General features: G+C 71.7%; 21 protein-coding genes. 8 read left to right on the forward strand and 13 right to left on the reverse strand.

What is annotated here, in order from left to right; genetic code table 11:
- Window positions 1–31 precede the first annotated feature (31 nt).
- The 3 genes from NX794_RS03910 to NX794_RS03920 form a co-directional block, all read right to left on the reverse strand.
- On the reverse strand, window positions 32–1,153 hold the full coding sequence (locus tag NX794_RS03910) for a lipid II:glycine glycyltransferase FemX (protein ID WP_258776702.1): 1,122 nt from the start codon (window positions 1,151–1,153) through the stop codon (window positions 32–34).
- A gap of 214 nt (window positions 1,154–1,367) precedes the next feature.
- A complete protein-coding gene (locus NX794_RS03915; RefSeq protein ID WP_258776703.1) occupies window positions 1,368–2,144 on the reverse strand; it encodes a metallophosphoesterase family protein in 777 nt (258 codons plus the stop codon).
- Between the two features lie 5 nt (window positions 2,145–2,149).
- Window positions 2,150–5,050 (reverse strand): FAD-binding and (Fe-S)-binding domain-containing protein, encoded by a 2,901-nt coding sequence (locus tag NX794_RS03920; RefSeq protein WP_258776704.1) that lies wholly within the window; start codon window positions 5,048–5,050, stop codon window positions 2,150–2,152.
- A 170-nt stretch (window positions 5,051–5,220) separates the two neighbouring features.
- Here NX794_RS03920 and serC point away from each other — a divergent pair, with 170 nt between their 5' ends.
- Window positions 5,221–6,339, forward strand: coding sequence for a phosphoserine transaminase (gene serC / locus NX794_RS03925; protein WP_258776705.1), 1,119 nt, complete (start codon window positions 5,221–5,223; stop codon window positions 6,337–6,339).
- A gap of 58 nt (window positions 6,340–6,397) precedes the next feature.
- Here the strand turns inward: serC and NX794_RS03930 are convergent, their stop codons facing one another.
- Window positions 6,398–6,679, reverse strand: a complete 282-nt coding sequence (locus NX794_RS03930; RefSeq protein ID WP_258776706.1) for a hypothetical protein — start codon at window positions 6,677–6,679, stop codon at window positions 6,398–6,400.
- Between the two features lie 36 nt (window positions 6,680–6,715).
- Window positions 6,716–6,967 (reverse strand): DUF4351 domain-containing protein, encoded by a 252-nt coding sequence (locus NX794_RS03935; RefSeq protein WP_258776708.1) that lies wholly within the window; start codon window positions 6,965–6,967, stop codon window positions 6,716–6,718.
- 456 nt (window positions 6,968–7,423) lie between these two features.
- On the opposite strand from NX794_RS03935, the gene NX794_RS03940 reads away from it, so the two are divergent.
- The gene (locus tag NX794_RS03940; RefSeq protein WP_258776709.1) at window positions 7,424–7,906 is read left to right on the forward strand and encodes a hypothetical protein; all 483 of its coding nucleotides are present in this window, start codon (window positions 7,424–7,426) and stop codon (window positions 7,904–7,906) included.
- Here the strand turns inward: NX794_RS03940 and NX794_RS03945 are convergent.
- Together NX794_RS03945 and NX794_RS03950 are read right to left on the reverse strand one after the other, a co-directional pair.
- Window positions 7,903–8,082, reverse strand: a complete 180-nt coding sequence (locus NX794_RS03945; protein WP_258776710.1) for a DUF397 domain-containing protein — start codon at window positions 8,080–8,082, stop codon at window positions 7,903–7,905. The two genes, NX794_RS03940 and NX794_RS03945, sit on opposite strands and share 4 nt — an antisense overlap.
- Complete coding sequence (locus tag NX794_RS03950) at window positions 8,079–8,948, reverse strand: helix-turn-helix domain-containing protein (protein WP_258776711.1); 870 nt, start codon at window positions 8,946–8,948, stop codon at window positions 8,079–8,081. The genes NX794_RS03945 and NX794_RS03950 overlap by 4 nt, the downstream gene beginning before the upstream one ends.
- Before the next feature lie 176 nt (window positions 8,949–9,124).
- Here NX794_RS03950 and NX794_RS03955 point away from each other — a divergent pair, with 176 nt between their 5' ends.
- The gene (locus NX794_RS03955) at window positions 9,125–9,547 is read left to right on the forward strand and encodes an ATP-binding protein (protein ID WP_258776713.1); all 423 of its coding nucleotides are present in this window, start codon (window positions 9,125–9,127) and stop codon (window positions 9,545–9,547) included.
- Between the two features lie 242 nt (window positions 9,548–9,789).
- On the opposite strand, the gene NX794_RS03960 is transcribed toward NX794_RS03955, so the two are convergent.
- Window positions 9,790–10,638 (reverse strand): helix-turn-helix domain-containing protein, encoded by an 849-nt coding sequence (locus tag NX794_RS03960; protein WP_258776714.1) that lies wholly within the window; start codon window positions 10,636–10,638, stop codon window positions 9,790–9,792.
- An 18-nt stretch (window positions 10,639–10,656) separates the two neighbouring features.
- Entirely contained in the window at window positions 10,657–11,424 is a 768-nt protein-coding gene (locus tag NX794_RS03965) for a DUF6879 family protein (protein ID WP_258776715.1), read from the reverse strand.
- Window positions 11,425–11,619: 195 nt separating this feature from the next.
- Between NX794_RS03965 and NX794_RS03970 the strand changes: the two genes are divergently transcribed.
- Entirely contained in the window at window positions 11,620–11,844 is a 225-nt protein-coding gene (locus tag NX794_RS03970; RefSeq protein ID WP_258776716.1) for a DUF397 domain-containing protein, read from the forward strand.
- Window positions 11,845–11,925: 81 nt separating this feature from the next.
- Complete coding sequence (locus tag NX794_RS03975; RefSeq protein WP_258776717.1) at window positions 11,926–12,414, forward strand: hypothetical protein; 489 nt, start codon at window positions 11,926–11,928, stop codon at window positions 12,412–12,414.
- Here NX794_RS03975 and NX794_RS03980 read toward each other — a convergent pair.
- Window positions 12,397–13,359 (reverse strand): TolB-like translocation protein, encoded by a 963-nt coding sequence (locus tag NX794_RS03980; RefSeq protein ID WP_258776718.1) that lies wholly within the window; start codon window positions 13,357–13,359, stop codon window positions 12,397–12,399. The genes NX794_RS03975 and NX794_RS03980 overlap by 18 nt on opposite strands.
- A 98-nt stretch (window positions 13,360–13,457) precedes the next feature.
- Here NX794_RS03980 and NX794_RS03985 point away from each other — a divergent pair, with 98 nt between their 5' ends.
- A complete protein-coding gene (locus NX794_RS03985) occupies window positions 13,458–14,132 on the forward strand; it encodes a GDSL-type esterase/lipase family protein (protein ID WP_258776719.1) in 675 nt (224 codons plus the stop codon).
- Window positions 14,133–14,254: 122 nt separating this feature from the next.
- Window positions 14,255–14,854, forward strand: coding sequence for a Uma2 family endonuclease (locus tag NX794_RS03990; protein WP_258776720.1), 600 nt, complete (start codon window positions 14,255–14,257; stop codon window positions 14,852–14,854).
- Here NX794_RS03990 and NX794_RS03995 read toward each other — a convergent pair.
- Window positions 14,823–15,770 (reverse strand): pyridoxamine 5'-phosphate oxidase family protein, encoded by a 948-nt coding sequence (locus tag NX794_RS03995; RefSeq protein ID WP_258776721.1) that lies wholly within the window; start codon window positions 15,768–15,770, stop codon window positions 14,823–14,825. The genes NX794_RS03990 and NX794_RS03995 overlap by 32 nt on opposite strands.
- 77 nt (window positions 15,771–15,847) lie before the next feature.
- A complete protein-coding gene (locus NX794_RS04000) occupies window positions 15,848–16,570 on the reverse strand; it encodes a hemerythrin domain-containing protein (protein ID WP_258776722.1) in 723 nt (240 codons plus the stop codon).
- A gap of 252 nt (window positions 16,571–16,822) precedes the next feature.
- Between NX794_RS04000 and NX794_RS04005 the strand changes: the two genes are divergently transcribed.
- Window positions 16,823–17,029, forward strand: a complete 207-nt coding sequence (locus NX794_RS04005) for a hypothetical protein (RefSeq protein ID WP_258776723.1) — start codon at window positions 16,823–16,825, stop codon at window positions 17,027–17,029.
- Between the two features lie 9 nt (window positions 17,030–17,038).
- Here the strand turns inward: NX794_RS04005 and NX794_RS04010 are convergent, their stop codons facing one another.
- The gene (locus NX794_RS04010; RefSeq protein WP_258776724.1) at window positions 17,039–20,101 is read right to left on the reverse strand and encodes an AfsR/SARP family transcriptional regulator; all 3,063 of its coding nucleotides are present in this window, start codon (window positions 20,099–20,101) and stop codon (window positions 17,039–17,041) included.
- Between the last annotated feature and the right edge of the window lie 72 nt (window positions 20,102–20,173).

Here is a 20,173-nt window from a genome sequence, read left to right on the forward strand (position 1 = left end):
GGTGAGACAGCGGCTGCTCGGCCCGGGTACGTCAGCGGCGGGACAGGTAAACGTCCAACGCCTTGTGCAGCAGGCGGTTCAGCGGGAAGTCCCACTCCCCCACGTACTCCACCGCCTCGCCGCCCGCGCCCACCTTGAAGCGCAGCAGCCCCAGCAGGTGGTTCGACTCCTCCAGGGTGTCGGTGATGCCCCGGAAGTCGTAGACGTGGGCACCCAGTTCGTAGGCGTCGCACATCATGCGCCACTGCATCGCGTTGTTCGGCCGCACCTCCCGTCTGCGGCTGGTCGAGGCGCCGTACGAGTACCAGACGTGGCCGCCGACGACCAGCATCGTGGCCGCCGCCAGCACCTCCCCGTCATGGTGCGCGAGGTACAGCCGCATCCGGTCGGGGTGCTCCGCGGTGAGCGCGCTCCACATCCGCTGGAAGTACGGCAGCGGACGCGGCAGGAAACGGTCCCGCTCGGCGGTCTCCGTGTAGAGGCCGTAGAACACCGGCAGGTCCTCGGCGCCGCCCCGCACCACCTTGACGCCCGCCTTCTCGGCCTTCTTGATGTTGCGCCGCCACTGCTGGTTGAGCCCGCCGCGGATCTCCTCCAGCGAGCGGCCGGCGAACGGGACCTGGCACACGTACCGCGGCTGCCCGGCGGCGAAGCCGTCCTCGCCGCCCGGCTCGGTCCGCCGCCAGCCCATCCGGCGCAGCCGGTCCGCCAGGTCGAGTGCCCTCTGCTCGCACGACGTCGGCGGCACATCACCCAGCCGGTGGGCGCCCGGGTCCGCGATCGCCGCCTTGACCGCCTCCGGGTTCCAGCGCCGCGCCACCACGGGCGGCCCCATCTTCACCGAGAAGGCGCCCCGGCTCTTCAGATACGCCGGCAGCGGTTCCAGCCAGCGCTCCAGGTCGGGCGCGGTCCAGTCGATCACCGGGCCCTCGGGCAGATAGGCCAGGTACCGCTTCAGCCGGGGCAGGGGCCGCAACAGCACCAGGCCCACCCCGACGAGCCGCCCGTCCGCCTCGAACCAGCCCAGGCTCTCCGCCCGCCAGTCCGGCTTCACGTCTCCCCAGGACGGCAGCTGGAGGTGGCTCGCGGAGGGCCGGGCGTCGACGAAGGCGAGATGCTCGGCGCGGCTGATCGGGCGGAGGGTGAGGGTCATGCGCGAACTCCTTGGGTGGGGGTCATGCGCGGGCTGTTTGGGTGGGGGCATGCGCCGACTCCTTGGGTGGGGGCATGCGCCAGTTCCTTGGCTGAGGGTCGTGCGCGGGCTCCATGGGTGAGGGTCTTGCGCGGGCTCCTTACGGGTCGGGCACCGGCGGGGTGGGCTGGTCGCCCGGGGGTGCGGGCCGTCCGGGGCACGGGTCGTCCCCACCCTAGGAATCACCCCGCCCGTCCTTCGGACCCCACGCCGCCAGCACCTCCGTATCCGTCGCCCGCGCGCGGAGGAAGTAGTCGGCCCACTCGGCGATCCCCGGGTAGGCGCAGTCGCGGACCAGCCGGGTGATCGCCGCCGGTATGTCGTACGGCGTCACGCGCAGGTCGGTGCCGGGGCCGAGCAGGCACCAGTGGGCGCCGGGGCGGCCGTAGGGCATGCCGACGCTGCCGGGGTTGACCACCAGGCGGCTGTGGGCGAGGCGGACGTAGGGCATGTGGGTGTGCCCGCAGACCACGGTGCCGATGCCGGGGTCCAGGCCGGTGAGGACCTCCGCCCAGCGCTCGGGGCGGGAGTCGACCAGCACCATCTCCTCGTCGTCGCGCGGGGTGGCGTGGCAGAACAGGACCCGGCCGAGGCCGCGCACCCGCAGGGTGAGGGTCGTGGGGAGCGTGGCGAGGAACGCCACCTGTTCGTCGGTGAGGGCCTCGGCCGCGTAGGAACCGATGGGGTCGGGGATCTCCGGGCGCTCGCCCCGCCGGTACTCGACCGGTTCCCGGTCCGCGTTCCCCGCCAGCCACAGCACCCGGTCGCCCTGGGCGCGCAGCAGGTCCAGCACCTCGGCGGGTTGCGGGCCGGCCGTGATGTCGCCGGTGAGGACGATCCGGTCGGCGGCGGCCACCTCGGGTTCCGCCAGCACCGCTTCCAGGGCGGGCAGCACGCCGTGGATGTCGGAGAGGACGGCCAGGCGGTCGTACGCGCCGGGTTCCTCCCTCACCGCCGTCATCGTGCCTCCCCCGTCCGCCTCGGCCGCCCCGGTTGACCCGGCCGCGCGTCCAGCCCCTCCGCCAGCACCTCCGCCAGGTGCCGGCCCCGCACCCCGGCCAGCTGCTCCAACTGCGTCCGGCAGGAGTAGCCGTCCGCCAGGACCACCGCGTCCCCCGGTGCCCGACGTACCGACGGCAGGAGCTGGTCCTCCGCGCAGGTGCGGGACACCTCGAAGTGGCCTTTCTCGAAGCCGAAGTTGCCCGCGAGGCCGCAGCAGCCTCCGCTCAGGTCGCCGGTGAGGCCCGCGGCATCGCGCAGCCGGCGGTCGGGGGTGTCGCCCAGTACCGCGTGCTGGTGGCAGTGGGTCTGGCCGGTGACCGGACGGTTCAGGGCGGGCGGGGTCCAGCCGGGGGCGTGCTGCTCCAGGGTCTCGGCGAAGGTGCGTACCGCCTTGGCGAGTTGGGCTGCGCGGGGGTCGTCCGGCAGCAGTTCGGGCAGGTCGGAGCGGAGGGCGGCGGCGCAGCTCGGTTCCAGGACGACGACCGGGACGCCGGCCCGCAGCACCGGTTCCATCAGGTCCAGGGTGCGGCGCAGCACCGCACCGGCGCGGTCGAGCTGGCCGGTGGAGAGGTAGGTGAGGCCGCAGCAGACGCGGGCGCGGCGGGCGGTGAGCAGGGCGGTGGCGGCCCTGGTCCTGCCGTCGGCGATGGCGCCGCCGCGTGGGAGCAGGGTCGGCGGCAGTGCCACGCGCAGTCCGGCGGCCTCCAGGACGCGCACGGCGGCTCGGCCGACGGACGGGGACAGGTGCTCGGTGAAAGTGTCGGGCCACAGCACGACCAGTGCGCCCGTGCCCGGTGCGGGGGGCCGGCGGCGCCACCAGGCGGTGAACGTCCAGGTCGCCAGCCGGGGAATCCGCCGCTCGGGTGCGATGCCGCCAATCCGCTTGGCGAGCCGACCCAACGGGCCCACCGAGACTAGGGCGTTGAGCAGCCGGGCGGTGCGGGTGCGGGCGGCCAGACGCAGCCATTCCGGGAGGCGGCCCATGCTGCGGTGGGCGGCGGGGCGGCGGCGGCCGGCGTAGTGGTGGTGCAGGAACTCGGCCTTGTAGGTGGCCATGTCGACGCCGACCGGGCAGTCCGAGCGGCAGCCCTTGCAGGACAGGCAGAGGTCGAGGGCGTCGCGGACCTCCGTCGACCGCCAGCCGTCGGTGACGAGTTCACCGGCGAGCATCTCGTGCAGCAGCCGGGCCCGGCCCCGGGTGGAGTGCTCCTCCTCGCCGGTCGCGCGGAAGGAGGGGCACATCACGGCGGGGCCCGCCGCCGTGGCCGTGCGGCACTTGGCGACGCCGACGCAGCGGCGGACAGCGGCGCGGAAGTCGCCGCCGTCCGCCGGGTAGCCGAAGGCGACGTCGACCGGGCGGCTGGGCAAGGCGGCGAAGCGGAGGTTCGTGTCGAGGGGTGCCGGGCGGACGAGCATGCCCGGGTTGAGCAGGTCGTCGGGGTCCCAGACGGCCTTGGCCCGCTCGAACAGCCGGACCGTCTCGGTGCCGTACATCCGGGGCAGCAGCTCGGCGCGGGCCTGTCCGTCGCCGTGCTCCCCGGACAGGGAGCCGCCGTGTGCCACCACCAGGTCGGCGAGGTCCTCGGAGAAGTGGCGGAAGCGGGCGACACCGGCCTCGGTGAGCAGGTCGAAGTCGATGCGGACGTGGATGCAGCCGTCTCCGAAGTGGCCGTACGGGGTGCCGCGCAGGGCGTGGGACGTCAGCAGGGCCCGGAAGTCGCGCAGGTACGCGCCGAGGCGGGCGGGCGGCACCGCGCAGTCCTCCCAGCCGGGCCAGGCCTCGGAGCCGTCGGGCAGGCGGGTCGCCGTGCCGGAGGCGTCCTCGCGGATGCGCCACAGGGTGCGCTGGGCCGCCGGGTCGGTGACCACGGACGCGTCGAGGACGTCGGCGGCGCGGACGATGTCCTCCGCCCGCGCCCGCGCCTCGGCCGGTGTCGAGCCACCGGTCTCCACGAACAGCCAGGCGCCGCCCCTCGGCAGGCCGGCCGGTGAGCGCACCAGGTCGGCGGCCATGCCCTCCACCGTCAGCGGGCCGTGGGGCAGCAGGCCGGCGGCGGCTTCGGCGGCGGCACTCTCCTCGCCGTACCCCAGCACCGCGAGGGCGCGGGCGCGGGGGGCCTCCACCAGCCGCAGGACGGCCTCGGTGAGGATGCCGAGGGTGCCCTCGGAGCCGCAGAAGGAGCGGGCGACGTCGGCGCCCCGCTCGGGCAGCAGGGCATCCAACGCGTACCCCGAGATGCGGCGGGGCAGGTCGGGGAAGCCGGTGCGCAGTCTGGCCAGCTCGCCCTCCGCCAGCTCCCGCAGCCCCGCCGGGGCACCGGTCCAGTCCCGCCCGAGCCGCAGCCGCTCACCCCGCGCGGTGAGCACGGACAGCTCCCGGACGCTGTCGGCGGTGGTGCCCCAGGCGACCGAGTGCGAGCCGCAGGAGTTGTTGCCGATCATCCCGCCGAGCGTGCAGCGGCTGTGGGTGGAGGGATCGGGGCCGAAGCGCAGACCGTGCGGGGCGGCGGCCTCCTGGAGGCGGTCCAGCACGAGCCCCGGCTGCACGACCGCCGTACGGCTGCCCGGATCCAGTTCCAGCAGCGCGTCCATGTGCCGGGTGAAGTCCAGCACCACGCCGGTGCCCGTGGCCTGCCCCGCGATCGACGTGCCCCCGCCGCGCGCCACCACCGGCACCCCGCGCGCCCGGCACACCTCCAGCACGGCGGCCACGTCGGCCGGGTCCCGGGGCGCGACCACGCCCGCCGGGACCCGGCGGTAGTTGGAGGCGTCCATGGTGGCCAGCGCCCGGGCGGTGACACCGAAGTCCACCTCGCCCCGGACGGCCCTGCGCAGCTCACCCGCGAGTTCTGTCATGCGTCCAGGATGCATCCGCTCACGGACAGTCACCGAAAGTTTTCCACAGCCCCGCCCATATCGTCGTACAAAGCGTCGTACAAGTTCACGAGCGCAGGGGGCCGGCGTTCTCGTCTCATCCGACGGACATGGTTTCCGCCCCGTTTCGCGCAGCGGATACCCTCCGACTCGTGGCCGACATCCAGATCCCCGCTGACATCAAGCCCGCCGACGGACGCTTCGGCGCTGGCCCCTCCAAGGTGCGCGTCGAGGCGCTGGACGCCCTCGCCGCCACCGGCACGTCCTTGCTGGGCACGTCCCACCGCCAGGCACCCGTGAAGAACCTCGTCGGCAAGGTCCGCGAGGGCATCTCCGAGCTGTTCTCGCTGCCCGAGGGCTACGAGGTGATCCTCGGCAACGGCGGCTCCACCGCCTTCTGGGACATCGCCACCCACGGTCTGATCGACGGCAAGTCCCAGCACCTCAGCTTCGGCGAGTTCTCCTCGAAGTTCGCCAAGGCGGCCAAGCTCGCCCCCTGGCTGGCCGAGCCCACCGTCATCTCCGCCGACCCCGGCACCCACCCGGAGGCGCGAGCCGAGGCGGGCGTCGACGTGTACGCCTTCACCCACAACGAGACCTCCACCGGTGTCGCCATGCCCATCCAGCGGGTGGCCGGCGCCGACGAAGGTTCACTCGTTCTGGTGGACGCGACGTCCGGCGCGGGCGGCCTCCCGGTCGACATCGCCCAGACCGACGTCTACTACTTCGCCCCGCAGAAGTCCTTCGCCTCCGACGGCGGCCTGTGGATCGGCGTCTTCTCCCCCGCCGCCATCGAGCGCGCCGAGCGGATCCACGCGAGCGGCCGGCACGTCCCGGAGTTCTTCTCCCTGCCGACCGCGATCGACAACTCCCGCAAGAACCAGACGTACAACACCCCCGCCCTCGCCACCCTCTTCCTCCTCAACGAGCAGTTGGAGTGGCTCAACGGCCAGGGCGGCCTGGACTGGTCCACGGCCCGCACCAAGGACTCCTCGACCCGGCTGTACGGCTGGGCGGACGAGTCCAAGTACGCGACCCCGTTCGTCACCGACCCGGCCAAGCGCTCGCAGGTCATCGGCACGATCGACTTCTCCGACGAGATCGACGCCGCCGCCGTCGCCAAGGTGCTGCGCGCCAACGGCATCGTGGACACCGAGCCGTACCGCAAGCTCGGCCGCAACCAGCTGCGCGTCGCGATGTTCCCGGCGGTCGCTCCGGCGGACGTCGAGGCGCTGACGAAGTGTGTCGACTACGTGATCGAGAAGCTGTAGGCGTTCCGCGTACGACTGTGAGGGGCGCCCGGCGGATCTGTCGCCGGGCGCCCCTTCGTCATGGCTCCGTCTTCGTACAACTCTCAAGGAGCAGTTCCCCGCCGTTCGTCACGGCCAGGGAGAGGTCGAGCGGGGTTTCCAGCATCCTCTGGTCGGAGCAGTCCATGATCTGGTTGCGGACGCCTTCGGAGATCTTGAGGCGGCCCGCGTCAAGGACGCGCAACACGGCCTTCGCCATGCCCCTGGCCTCGCCCCTCACCTCACCGGCGCCATGGACCTTGATCCACGTCTCCTCCATCACCGTGCCGTTGCCAGGGAATAGCGGTTTGTACACGCCCATTCGGCTTCCTCCAGTACGACGCCGTTGACTGCGGACTCACTCCTCGCCGAACAGTTCCTCGGCGCTCGTCACCGACAGGGAGCGGTCGAGCCAGGTCTCCAGCGTCTCCAGGTCGAGGCAGGCCATGACGCGGTCGCGGACGGAGTCGGAGACCTCGATGCCACGGCGGCCGAGGACACGGAGGACGAACTTCGCCTCGCCCTCTGCCTCCCCGGCGGCGTAGACCTTGCGCCACGTCTCCTCCATCACCGTGCCGTTGCCGGGGAGTACGGGGGTGTATGCGTCCATCAGCTTCCTCCAAGCGGCAGGAGGGCCGGCATGTCCAACTCCTGGCAGAGGATCTGGTGCGGCGTGTCGTGCGGTGAACTGACCATATGCCGGAATGTAGTGGGGTGTTCACGGCTCCGACGGCCGTACGGGGGTGAGGTCAGCCGGTCGGGTGAATATGCCGATGGAGTATGACGACCGGGGTAAACAGAAGGGCGTCCTCTGTCCGTCCGCTCTCGCCCTCACCCCACCCATCACCCGTCGCCCGTCACCGGCCCACCCGATCCGCAGCGGGCACACCAGCCGGACCCGCGGCTCCGCTGCCTCCCACGCGCCGCCGTCCCCTCCGGGGTCCTCCCGTATGCATGCTCAAGGCAAAGCTCTGCGCGACCGCTTGAGTCCCCTTCGCCGCGAGCCCGAGACTATGACCCCGACGCGCTCAGAACGAGCCAGTCGACCAAGGGGGGACGACCGTTCATGAACAGACCGATACCGGGGACCGTCGAGGTCGCCGTGCGGCACATCCTCAGCGACCGGGTGACCGGAATCCTCGTCCGGACCCGCCGGACCACCTGGCGGGACAGCCTGTACCGGGTGCGCCGGCCGCAGACCGGCAAGCAGACGGTGGAACTGACCTGCCCCGTGTGCGACGCCTCCCTGCTGGCCGAGGTCCGCACCGAAGAACGCACCCGCAGGACCAAGCTCGTCCTGCGGGTCCTGGCCGCCCTGTCAGCGATCGTCTTCTTCGCGGCCTTCGCCTACGCCGTCCACGAGGGCGGCCGCACCCTGCCCGAGGGCCAGTCGCTGCCGCTCCTGTTCCCCGTCAGCGTCGTCGCGATCTGCGTCATGTTCATCGCCGCCCCGACGTTCTTCGTCCGCGGCCGCGCCTACAACGGCGTCAGCCTCCTCGACGCGCCCAAACCACGCCGGGTGCACGGGATCAAGTCAGTACGCGCCTAAACGAACTGGCGGAGGAAGGCCTGCCAGGTCTCTCGGGAGACGGTCAGGAGGGGGCCGTTGTCCTGCTTGCTGTCGCGGACGGCTCGGCCGGCGGGGGCCGTGTCGGCGACTTCTACGCAGGCGTTCTCTTGCCCCGAGTACGACGACTTCCAGAAGGGGCTTACGACCTCGGTCACGGTGTGTCTTCCTTCAGGCTCCGGAGTATGCCCCGGATGAGCTTCATGCTCGCGTCCGGTGTCAACGCAGCCGATCGTAGTACGTCGTATGCATTGGCGTAAGCGGCAAGATCCTCGGCTCCTTCCAGGACCGAAGTGCCACGCAGGTTGTCCATGGCGACCGCTTGGACCGTCGGCTCCTCGTCGAAGCTGAAAGAGGAGAAGGCACAGGAGTAGCCGGCCAAGGCGCCGACGCTGAACGGCAGCACTTGAATCGTGACGTTCTTCCGCTGCCCGACTTCGAGGATGGCGGTCAGCTGTTCCCGATGAATTTCAGTGCTCACCAATGGGTGCGTGATGACTGACTCCCAGAGGATGGCCGTGTACGACGCCCCTCCCTCCTGGATCTTGGCCTGCCGCCCTACTCGCACCTTTACCAACTGGGCGACGCGTTCAGGCTCGATGTAGTGCGGTCCACCACCGATGACTGCTTCCGCGTAAGCGGAGGTTTGCAGAAGTCCCGGCATCATGACGGGCTGCCACTCGCGAATGTAGGTCGCGTCGTCCTCCAGCGCAATGTGGTCGACATAGTCCGGCCGGAGGTGCGCCGCGTGTTCGAGCCACCAGCCTCGACGCTTCGCCTGTCGAGCCAGCTCCTCCAACTTGACCCGTACTTCGGGGTCGTTCACCCCGTACGCATCGAGCATTGCCCGGATCTCCAGTGGGCGAGCGGATACGTGACCGGTCTCGATGCGGCTGACTCTGGTCTGGTGGGCGGCGATCACCTCGGCCGCCTGCACTTGATCCATTTTCGCCGCCAGCCGGTACGTCTTGAGCGCAGCGCCAAGTCGCCTACTGCGTACGGTCGGTCGACCACCTACAGGCATCCCGATCCCCTCTCTGTCGCGGGGAAACTGTAGAGCATGCCGCACCCGAACATACGTCCAGCAGCATGTATGCACCTCTTTTGATTGCCGCACTCCTCATTGCGTCCCTACTCTCATGGGCAGTCGGTCTATACAGATCCGCATCTTGACGGCACGTCAGGAGGTACGGCACCCCCATGCCCGAATCCGAAACCTTCCGCATCCCCAAGCACAGGCGGCACGTCCCCGGTGCTCGCCAGCAGGTGGGCAAAGCCCTCGCGGACTGGGGTGTCACCGAGCCGCTCGCCGGCTCCGTGATCCTGCTCGCGAACGAACTCGTCACCAACGCCGTGGCCCATTGCCGCATCCCCTACGCCCAGGTCGAGGTGAAGCTGACCCTCCACGACGCCCAGTTACTCCTTGAGGTGTCCGACCCGGACCGGCTCCGACTCCCCCGGCTACGCGACTCCGCGCCGGACGACGAGGGCGGGCGCGGGCTCGCACTCGTCGCCGCGCTGGCCGATGCGTGGGGGTGCCGACAGGACCCGTACACGAAGTGCGTGTGGGCCGTGTTCGCGCTCACGGAGACGGAGAAGGCCCTTGTTCCGGCGGCTCTATGACGCGCTCGTCCGCCGGTCCGGCTCCGACGATTCACACCTGGCCGGGGAGGTGAGGGAGCCGGACCCGTACGTCTGGCGGCTCCCCAGCCCCCGTGACGCCCGCTGGCGCCGCTGGGCCCGGCGCAACCGCGCGGCCGGCCATCGTCTGCCACTTCCCCGTGAGGAGGAGTGCTGGTCTACGGCGGCCACACCACCGGTGCCGGTCTGGGACGCCGGGGACGATGTCGTACGGCCGTACGTCCTCAGACCTTGAGGCTTCGCCGGACTCGGGCGATCACCTGTTGGGCGTCGGTGCCGAAGACGGCGGGCTCGGCGAAGGTGTCCCAGACGCGGCGGTAGAGGGCGATCGTTTCTGCGTCCTCCAGCCAGAGTTCGGCGTGCCAGTTCTCCACTACGACCAGACGGTCGTCCAGCAGGTTGAACGAGTTACCCAGAGCCAACGGCAGCGCGGCTTCCAGTGGCAGGATCCCCAGGCGGACCGTGTCCAGGCCCACCACACCGAGCAGCCGGTCGAGTTGGGCCGCGAGTGTCTCCGGTGGGCAGATCCGAGCCCACAACACACTCTCGGGCATGATCAGGTTCAACCGCTTGCCCGGTCGGTACAACCACTCCTGTCGCTTCATGCGAGCCCGTACCGCGGCATCCGTGTCCCTTGGCGACTTCCGGAGTGCGGCGTGCCGCTCGAAGATGTGCCGAGCGTAATCGGCAGTTTGCAACATGCCGTTGACAGCGGTGCCGCTCAGAGCGTGCACTGTCGTGGCGTTGGAGACGAGGGTGTTCCAGGTTTCCTGAACAGGGGCGTGACCCGCGGCAAGCTGGCGTTGCCAGGAACGGATGTGGCTTTCGAAGCCCTTCAGCCGTGCTCTCAGCTCCGGGAACGCGGCAGGCCTCCCCACAGCCTCGGCCCATGCCCGCAGGTCGGCGTCCGTAGGCGTCTGCCTGCCGTTCTCCAACTTACTGATCTTCGACTGCTGCCAACCCAGCCGCTGGGCGAGCTGGGCACCGGTGAGCCGGCCTTCAGGGCTTTCGACACGCAGTGCCCGGAGTTGGCGGCCGAGTTCTTCGCGCGCTCTCTGATAGTCCGTGCTCACCGATACCCGTTCTAGCTCCTACGCTTCGCTGCGCATCTCCGCCGTGAACTGCTCCCACCGTACGGCGTGATGCCAAGCAGCATCCCGGATCATGGCGCAGCGCACCACCTCCGCGGGCTCGGTGATCAGGTCCACGTGTGTGAGCTGATCGTCGTCATCGAACCGGAGAAGCGCGATGAGGCGGCTGTCGAAGAGCCAGAAGTCCTCGGCTGGGAGTTGGAGTCGGTCGGCGTCGGCACGCCACATGTTGCGGATGTCCTCACCGGACTCGATGTTCCACCTCGCACCGTCGAGGAGATACCGCTGCCCGGCGGTGGGGGGCTGGTCCACGATGCGCACCCGCTCGATGCGTTTACCCTCCGCGGTCTGCGCGCGGATGATGTCGCGGAATGCGTTGCCCGACGAGCCTTCCGGCCAGTTCTCGACGACACGTCCGGTCTCGATGAAGCCCTGCCAGCGGTCGCCGGCCTCATCACTCGCGTACCGCCGACGAGTTTCCAGGCGCCAGGCCGTGTGTTCGAACTTGCTGAACAGGCCCCTGAACTCGTCCAGGTCGATCGTCCGCACCTGCCGCGTACCGCCCTTCGGCGCCCAGTCCACCAACAACTCACGTGGCACCACGACCGCGACCTCTCCTTCCGACAAACGCTGGAGCTGAGCCACGTCTTCGGGGTCGGTCAGCGGGGGACCGTGCACGATCACCTCCCCGCTGTCCAAGTCCTCATGCACAGCCGGGCATCCGTCGATGTCACTCCCCGTCCCGTTGAACCGCAACCTACGCGCCATCTACGACCCACCCCTTGAGGCTTGACGATGTTGGTGGCCCCAGCATGTCGGTGCCTCTGAGTGAATGTCCATGCATCCAGAGTCACCACGCGAGAATATTCGAGAATAGCCGCGCCCCACCCGACCCCTCCCCGCCTACGGTCCCCCCAAGACCAACCACCCGGCCCTGACCAGGCCCAACGGGAAGGCACAGCCATGCCCAAGTCGAACGATCTCTACGCACTCGACCTCACCACCGTCACCTTCGTGCAGGCCTGCGGTGGCCCCTGCACCGAGGGGTGCGTCGTGCTCGCCCGCCTCGGCGACAACGCCTGGGCCCTCGGTGACAGCAAGCGGCCCGACCTCGAACCGCTGCGGTTCAGCTCGGAGGAGCTGAGCGCGGCCGGCATCGACCCGACCCGGTTCGGCCTCGCCCTCTGAACCAGTCACCCCACCCGGCCGGTCCTGAACCCGGGACCGGCCACCACGCCACCTCGAACAGAGCCCCCGAACAGGACCCCCGTGCACCACCACGGCTACCTCTGGCACGGCCCCAAGTCCCGCTTCGACCAGGACGCCCTCCGCCGCCCTCCCCACCCCCAGCCACCCCCCGCCGAGAGCCCACCCGAGCTGATCCAGCGGTATCGGGAAGTGGCCTCCGCTTTCCCCGCCTCCGAGCTGCCCCCGCTGGAGACCGCGTACTGGCTCGTCAAGCCGCCCTCACTCGTCCGGGGCACCTGGACGGAACCGCAGGAAGCAGCAGCCTGGCTGAGCGCTCAACTAGGGCAGTACGCACACCGGTTCGCCGTCGCGCGTCAGCGTGACGCAAGCCACCGTGCAGCCCTCGTCACCTCCGCGGAACAGCGAATGACCGCCGGACAGGACGTGTCGCTCGGGTTCTATCTCGAACGGCCCGCCTATCTCTCCGTAGCCCTCGTGACCTGTTCGCCGAACCGGGGCCGGCCTCAGCTCACCTGCCCCACCGTCCCGGCGTCAGCCCCTGCGCCGTAGCCTCCGCAGGCCGAACAGGGCCGCCAGGCCCACGATGACGATCACCGCGCCGTATTTGACCCCCGAGTCGGTGGAGGAATCCGTTGAGCCGGAACCACCCGCAGCAGAAGGGGACTTGGCGGCCGGCGCGTCCGGGGCGTCCTTCGCCTGGACCGGGCTGTTCGTGCCCTCGCTGCCGTACATCAGCTTCGTGCCGTCGGCCGAGTACGTCAGGGACTCGCCCTGGCCCTGCAACGGCACCTCCAGGCGCGACTTGCGGTGGAGGTCGCCGCCGTTCCAGTCGTAGTAGATGCCGCCGAAGTAACCGCGGACGGCGAGGTGGCGGCCGTCCGGGGAGAACGCGGCGTCCGTCGTCCACAGGTCGACGGGGGCGATCGGCTTGAAGACGTTCGCGCCGGAGGTGGACAGCGTCGCCGGGCCCTCGTACAGGTGACCGCCGTCCTCCTTCTTGTCGATGATGTAGACGCGCCCGGTCTTCGGGTGCACGAGCAGCGACTCGGCGTCGCGCGGGCCGTTCTCGTACTTCACCACGTACTGCGTCGCCGTCACCGTCGCGTCCTTCAGCGTCTTCGGCTCGGGCAGGCGGTAGATCCAGACGTACGGCCACTTGCCGCCGAGGTTGTCGCCGATGTCGCCCACGTAGATCTCGTTGTGCGGGCCGATGGAGATGGCCTCCACGTCACGCGGGGCGCCGATGCCGCGCAGGGTGATGCGGGCGACCGTCCTGCCGGTCGCGCTGTCGACGGCGTAGAGGTAGGGGCCGTCGTCGCTGTCGTTGTGCGTCCAGTAGATGCCGGGATGCAGACGCGAGGCGGCCAGGCCGCTGGACTCGGTGATCCGGGGGTCCCTGATGGTGAACCCCTCGTCACCGTCGGCGGCGGAGGCGGGCACCGCGAGGGCACCCGTGAGCAGAACCCCGGCAAGCAGGGCGACCGGTCGACGCATGCCCCAAGCCTGCCATCCCGGCCGTCCTTTCAGCCGGGGTGGCGGGCTTCACACCCCACCGGTACCCGCCGCTCCCCGTGATCGTCCATCATGAGCGCATGCTCAGGTTCATGCCCGTAGGGGACTCCATGACGATCGGGAGCGCGGGCGATCACACCTGGCGTCACCGTCTGTGGCGGCACCTGTGCGAGACGTACGGCGGCCCCTTCACCTTCGTCGGCCCGCGCGAGGAGTTGTACGACAAGAACGCCGAGGCGCCCGTGTCGTACGCCTACGCCGAACCCGACTTCCCCCGCGCCCACCTGGCCGGCTGGGGCGAGGGCTGGCTGCACATGGCCCCCGTGATCGGCGACGCGGTCCGCGCGCACCGCGCCGACGTGCTGCTCGTCTCCCTCGGGCTCATCGACCTCGGCTTCTACACCAACGCCGAGCAGACCGCCGAGAACGTCCGCGCCTTCGTCGCCGGTGCCCGCGCCGCCCGCTCCCGCGTCCGCATGGTGATGCTGCCGGTGATCCCCAACGTCCGCGCCCTCACCGACCCGCCCTTCGCCACCCAGGTCGCCCTCTTCAACGAACTCCTCGCCAAGGCCGTGGCCGACCTGGACGACCGGGTCTCCCCGCTCCTGCTGGCCTCCGTCCCGGAGTCCTGGGACATCGACACCGACACCTACGACGGCACCCACCCGAACGCCCACGGCGAACACAAGCTGGCCGGCGCGTTCGCGGGGGCGATGTGGGAGGCGTGGGGGCTCGGACACCCCTACGAGGCCTGACCGGGCTGACCGACACGAGGCCTGGACCGGGCTGACCGAATTCCGGCGTCTCCTGACTACCGTGCGTATCGTTGCACCGCGCGGCTGCTCCTGTGCGCGGGCGGCCGAGGAGTAGCGCCACGATGACCGTCCTGGAAGACAGGATCGAGATGGCTGACACCGACGACGCCAACACCGAGCGCCTGGACGAGTGGTTCGAGCGCCTTGAGCGGATGCCCGTCCCGGAAGGATTCAGGGTCGAGATCGTCGGGGGTGACGTCTTCATGACGCCGCAGCGGGAGGTTCACTGGGAGATCATTCGTAAGTTCTTGCGGGCTCTCGAAGGCAGGTTCGGGAGGAAGGTGACGATCTTCTCGGACGTCCGCATCGATTTCCCGGGCTTCGGCAACGGCTTCTGCCCCGACATCGCCCTGCTCAAGGACTCCGCGGCGAAGGACGACACCGGCCACTGGCGTCACCAGGACGTCGAGTTCGTCGCCGAGGTCATCTCCAAGGGCACGGCCCACAACGACTACGGCCCGAAGAAGTCCGCGTACGCCGTCGCCGAGGTCCCCCTCTACGTCGTCGCCGACCCCTACCAGGGCCGCTGCTGCGTCTACACGCACCCCAAGGACGGCGACTACGCCATGCGGACCTCGGTCGACTTCGGCACCGACGTCGACCTCACCGGCACCGTCGTCGACCTGGTCCTCAAGACGGGCGACTTCCCCCGCGAGAAGTAGCACCCTCCTCCGCCAGCGCCCGGTACGCCGCCCAGTCCACCCGTGGCCGCGTCAGTTCGTGGTCCCGGAGGTAGCGGGCCGTCGCGCGGCGGGCCGTGCGCAGGGTGCGGTAGGCGTCCCGGGGGCGGCCCGAGCCGGCCGGTTCGGTGACCTTGCGGGGGAGCAGGGTCCAGTGGTCGTCGTCGGTCCCCACCAGTTCCCCGGTGATCAGGGCGTTGTGCATGCCGTTGAGCCGCTCGTCGTGGCGGTGGACGAGGAGGCTGGCCCGGCCGGGGGCCGCGTCCCCGAGCGCGGCCCGGGGTACGGCGAAGCCGTCGGGCGTGACACGGGGGCGGACACGGGTCAGCAGCGGGGAGCGGTAGGTGTCCCGGGTGCCGAGGACCGCGCTGGGGTAGCGGGCGACGAGCGCGGCGCCGGGGAGGCCGGGGGCCGGCACCGATCCGGGCTCGGCGGGCCGGAGTTGGCTGAGCGGCGGGCGTACCTCCACGCGCTCCGGGGTGATGGTGATGAACAGGCGCAGGTAGTACCAGTCCATGAACCACTTGCCGGGCGCGCTGACGAACGGCCGTGAGTGCGGCTGGCGTTGGAACATGCGGCGCCAGTACTCGGCCGCCTCGTCGGGTGCCGTGCGGATCTCCTCCGGACAGCTCGCGGTGCCGCTGACGAAGACCTGGGGGGCGTCGGAGTCGCCGCTCCCGGTGGGGTCGGAGAAGAGCAGGGCCACCCGGTCGTCCCGGCGGACGTTGAACGCCTTCTGCGCGAAGGCCAGGCACGTGGTGACCAGGAAGGTGCCGTCCGGCCGGCGCCAGGCCGCGGTGGGCCAGGTCAGCGGGGTGCCGGCGGTGCCGAGCGTGGTGAACTCGCAGGTGCGGTAGGCGTCGATGGTGGCGCCGAGCGCCGCGTCGATTCCGGTCATCGTTCGGTGAGCCTCGATCGGGGGAGGGGGAGGAGGGGAGAGAAGGGGCCAGGGGAGGGCCGAGGGCGCGGGCACGGTCAGGCCACCAGGGGTGCGCGCAGGGCCCGGCAGCGGGACGCGTACTGGCGGCGGCCGACCAGGCGCCACAGCAGGCGGCCGGCCAGCGGGGCCCGGCCCAGGAAGTAGGCGCGCTCCGCGGGCGTGGCGTCCTCCAGGATGGCGCCGAGGGCCAGCAGCACCTTGTTCTTCGGCAGGGTTTCGAGACCCCGGCGGCCGACCTCGTCCCACTCGGCGACCGTGAGGTGTTCGGCCACCAGCGGCAGCACCAGCCGCTCCTCGTCGTCCAGGTGCTCGGTCAGCGCGTCCCGGTGGGTGTCGAGCACGTCCGCCAGGCGCAGGGCCGTGTCGGGGTCGGCGGTCTCGCGCCAGGTGGTGAGCAGGACGGCCGCCTGGTTCAACGTCGTGTCGATCGTGCCGTGTTGGTCCTCCATGCGGGCCACCAGGGCGTCCGAGGCGGAGGACTGCCCCGCGCGCTCGCGCAGCAGGGGCCAGATCAGCTCGTCCTCCAGGTGGTGGTGATGGTGCAGGCCGTGCGCGTACTCCTCGGCGTACTCGGCGACCGTCCGTGCCCGCGCCACGTCACCCGCCGGTACGGCCCGTACCAGCCGGGGCAGCAGGGCGGACTCGCGCCGGAACACCCGGTGCACGACGACCATTTCGTGGGTGTACGGCCGTCCGGGGTCGGCAGGCGGCAGGCCGGGGGCGGCGGTGCTGTCGGTGCTGTCGGTGCTGGGGGCCACGGGTCCTTCTCCAAGCGGGGTGCGGTTCCCGGTCAGAGTGGCAGGGCTGCGTCGACGGCGGATCGACAACGGCCCGGCAGTGGCTCTACGGACGGAATAGGCTGCCCGAACGTCCCGTGAACCGGCCGTAGATCAGCCGTAGATCACCCTCTCCCACACTGGTCCCCGTCCACACCGAACCACGCGCCGGTGACCTCGACCGCACCCGACCTCACCCGCGCGCGCACCGCAAAAAAAAGGGGGCTCGGACCCATGTCCGACCGCAACCGTCCCGGAACTCGTCTCGGGACCCGTACCGGTATCCGCACGACCGTGCCGCTGCTCACCGCCGGTCTGCTCGGCGTCGCCGCGCTGCTCGCCGCCGGCGTTTCCCCTCACGCCCCCACCGAGGTCCGCGCCAACGGCGCCGTGGTGTGGAACAGCATGGCGACCGGCGGTCCCGCCGGCGCCACCTCCTGATTCTCCGCCTCAGCCGGCCGGTACGGCGGCCAGCAGCGCGGTGACCTCGGCGGTGTCGGGCAGTCCGAGCCGGACGCAGGTGTCCCGGGCCCGCTCCAGGCAGTCCCGGGCCGCCGCGAACTCGCCCAGGCCGATACGGATCCGGCCCAGCACCACCAGGCAGTGCGCCGTGTCCCGGGCGGCGCCCGCCTCCTGGAGGTCGTCCAGCGCCCGCCGGGCCTGCTCCAGCGCCGGCCGCAGCGCGCCCAGCGCCCGCAGGCTGTCGGCCATCCGGAACCGCGCCTGCGTGCCGTGGCCGCGCAGGCCCGCCTCCTCGGAGACCCTCAGGCAGGCGGTGAACCGGTCCACCGCCTCCTCGTGACGGTGCAGGGCCTGCAGGGCCAGGCCGAGGGCGTAGAGCGTGAACGCCTCGACCACGGCGTCGGGGCGGGTGCGCAGGTCGGCCAGGACCGCCTCGCACGCGGGGACCGCCTCGGCGGCCCGGCCGCTGCGGGCCCGCGCGATGGCCGCGTTGACCGTGGTGACGCGTTCGCCCGAGCGGTGTCCGAGCCGGCGGGCCAGGGCCAGCGCCTCGTCGTACTGGCCGACGGCCTCGTGCGGGCGGCCCAGGTACGAGGTGATCAGGCCCAGGTCGTTGTGGGCCTGGCGCAGGACGACCAGGTCACCGGCCGCCCGGCAGGCCTCGGCCGCCGCCCGGGTGTGCGCCTCGGCGTCGGCGGGCTGCCCGGCGGCCAGGCAGTAGGTGCCCAGCAGGAACCGCGCCCGGCCCTCGCCGTGCCGGTCCCCGGCCCGTACGGCCGCCTCGACCAGCCGGTGCGCGGTGGGCAGCACCTGCCCGAGCCGCGGGTCGGGGCCGGACGGCGACAGGGCGATCAGCAGGTCCACCGCGCGCCTCAGGGCGGCTACGGCGATGCCGGAACCGGCGGCGTTGTCGGAGCCAACGGTGCCGTCGGCGATCCGGGCCGCGAGCGCGAGTGCCGTCTCGCACTCGTCCACCGCCCATTCCCGGGCGAGCCGGAGACTCGGGAAGCTGCGGCCCTCCGTGCCGGCGGTGCCGGCCAGCGCCCCGGCGACCGGGTCGCCCGGCACCGCCCACCGGAACGCCTCGCACGCCGTGGCGAGCAGGAAGTCGAGCTGGCGGGAGAGCACCCGGTCCGCCTCCGCCGGATCGTCGGCCGCCGACTTGTGCCGGGCGAAGAGCCGGAGCAGATCGTGGAAGCGGTACCGGTCGGGGCGCGGCGACTGGAGTACGGCCAGGTCGACCAGGCTCTCCAGCAGGTCCCCGGCGTCCGGCTCGGACAGGCCGAGCACCGCGGCCACCGTCGGCACCGGGAGCACCGCCCCCTCCAGCAGCGCCGCCTGCCGGAACGCCCGCGCTTGCTCCGGGGTCAGCTGCCGGTAGCCCAGCTCGAACGTGGCCCGCACCGCGAGGTCCCCGGTGCGCAGTTCGTCCAGGCGCCGGTGCTCCACCAGCAGCCGTTCGCCGAGCGTGCCGATGCTCCAGGCGGGCCGGGCCGACAGCCGGGCGGCGACGATCCGCACGGCCAGCGGCAGGTACCCGCACGCGTCGAGCACCTCCCGCGCGGCCACCGGCTCGGCGTCGACGCGCCCCGGGCCGCTCGTGCGGGCCAGCATCCGCAGCGCCTCCACCTCGGTCAGCACGTCCAGGTCCCGCTGGAGGACCGTCGGCAGCGAGGTCAGCCGGGTCCGGCTGGTCACCAGCACCGCGCAGCCGGCCGAGCCCGGCAGCAGCGGCCGTACCTGGGCGGCGTCCCGCGCGTCGTCCAGGACCAGGAGCAGCCGTCTGCCGTCCGCCTCCGACCGGAACCGGGCCGCGCGCGCGTCGAGCGTCTCGGGCAGGGTGCGCGGGTCGGCGCCCAGCGCGGTGAGGAAATCGGCCAGTACCGCGTCCGGGGCGGCGGGGCGGCCGTCGTTGCCGCGCAGGTCGGCGTAGAGCTGGCCGTCCGGGAAGGCGGCCCGCACCCGCTGGGCCGCCTGCACGGCCAGCGTGGTCTTGCCGACCCCGCCCATCCCGGACAGCGCGACGACGGCCGGCCCGGACCGGCCCTGCTCGGTCAGCACCGGGACGAGCTGCGCCAGCAACTCCTCCCGGCCGGTGAAGTCCGGGAGCGCGGCGGGGAGTTGGGCGGGTGCGGCAGGGTTGCGGTGACCAGCGGGCCGGTGCGGTACGACGACCTCGGCCGCCGCCTTCCGGGCATCCGCGGCCCCCTTCTCCGGACGATTGCCGGTACGACCGGCAGCCCCCACCGCCCCCACCGAACCGGCCATCCCCGCCGGCTCCCCCGCGACGGCGACGCCCACCCCCTCCCCCCGCAGCATCCGCTGATGCAGCGCCACCAGCTCCGCCCCCGGTTCGACCCCCAGCTCCTCCGCCAGCACCTGCCGCGCCCGCCGGAACGCGGTCAGCGCGTCCGCCCGTCGCCCCGCCTGGCCGAGCGCGCTCATCAGCAGGGCGTGGAACCGTTCGCGCAGCGGGTCCGCATCGACCAGCTCGGTCAGTTCCGGTACGCAGCTCTCGCCGCGCCCGTCCCGCAGGTCGAGCGTGAGCCGGCGCTCCAGCAGGTCCAGCCGGAGGGCGCGCAGCCGCTGCCGGTGCCGTTCGGCGAACGGACCCGGTATGCCGCGCAGGGGCTCGCCGGTCCACAGGTCCAGCGCCCGGGTCAGCAGCGAGCGCGCCGCGTCCCGGTCGTCGGTGCGCAGCGCGTCCCCGGCTTCGCAGGCCAGCCGTTCGGCCGTCAGCGCGTCCACGGACTCGGCCGGTACCGCCAGCCGGTAGCCGTCGCCGCAGGAGACCAGTACGGCCGGGGAGGCGGGGTCGGGCTCCAGCAGCCGGCGCCAGCGCCAGGCGTAGGTGCGGACGGTGTTCACGGGGCGGCCCGGCGGGCGGTCGCCCCACAGCGCGTCCAGCAGTTCGTCCGCGCCCGCCGTCCTGTTCCGGCTGAGCAGCAGCACCGCCAGCATGGCCTGCTGCTGGGGCGCGCCGACGTCGAGGGCGTCCGTCCCGCGCCGCACGCTCAGGCCCCCGAGCACCGAGAACCGGTATGTCCCCACCCGCGCCTCCCCAAGGCTTCTCCGGGCCCGGTCGCGGCCCTCGATCGGCAGAGCCTACCGATGGCCGGAAAA

The sequence above is a fragment of the Streptomyces pyxinicus genome (assembly GCF_024753135.1).
Lineage (GTDB): Bacteria > Actinomycetota > Actinomycetes > Streptomycetales > Streptomycetaceae > Streptomyces > Streptomyces pyxinicus.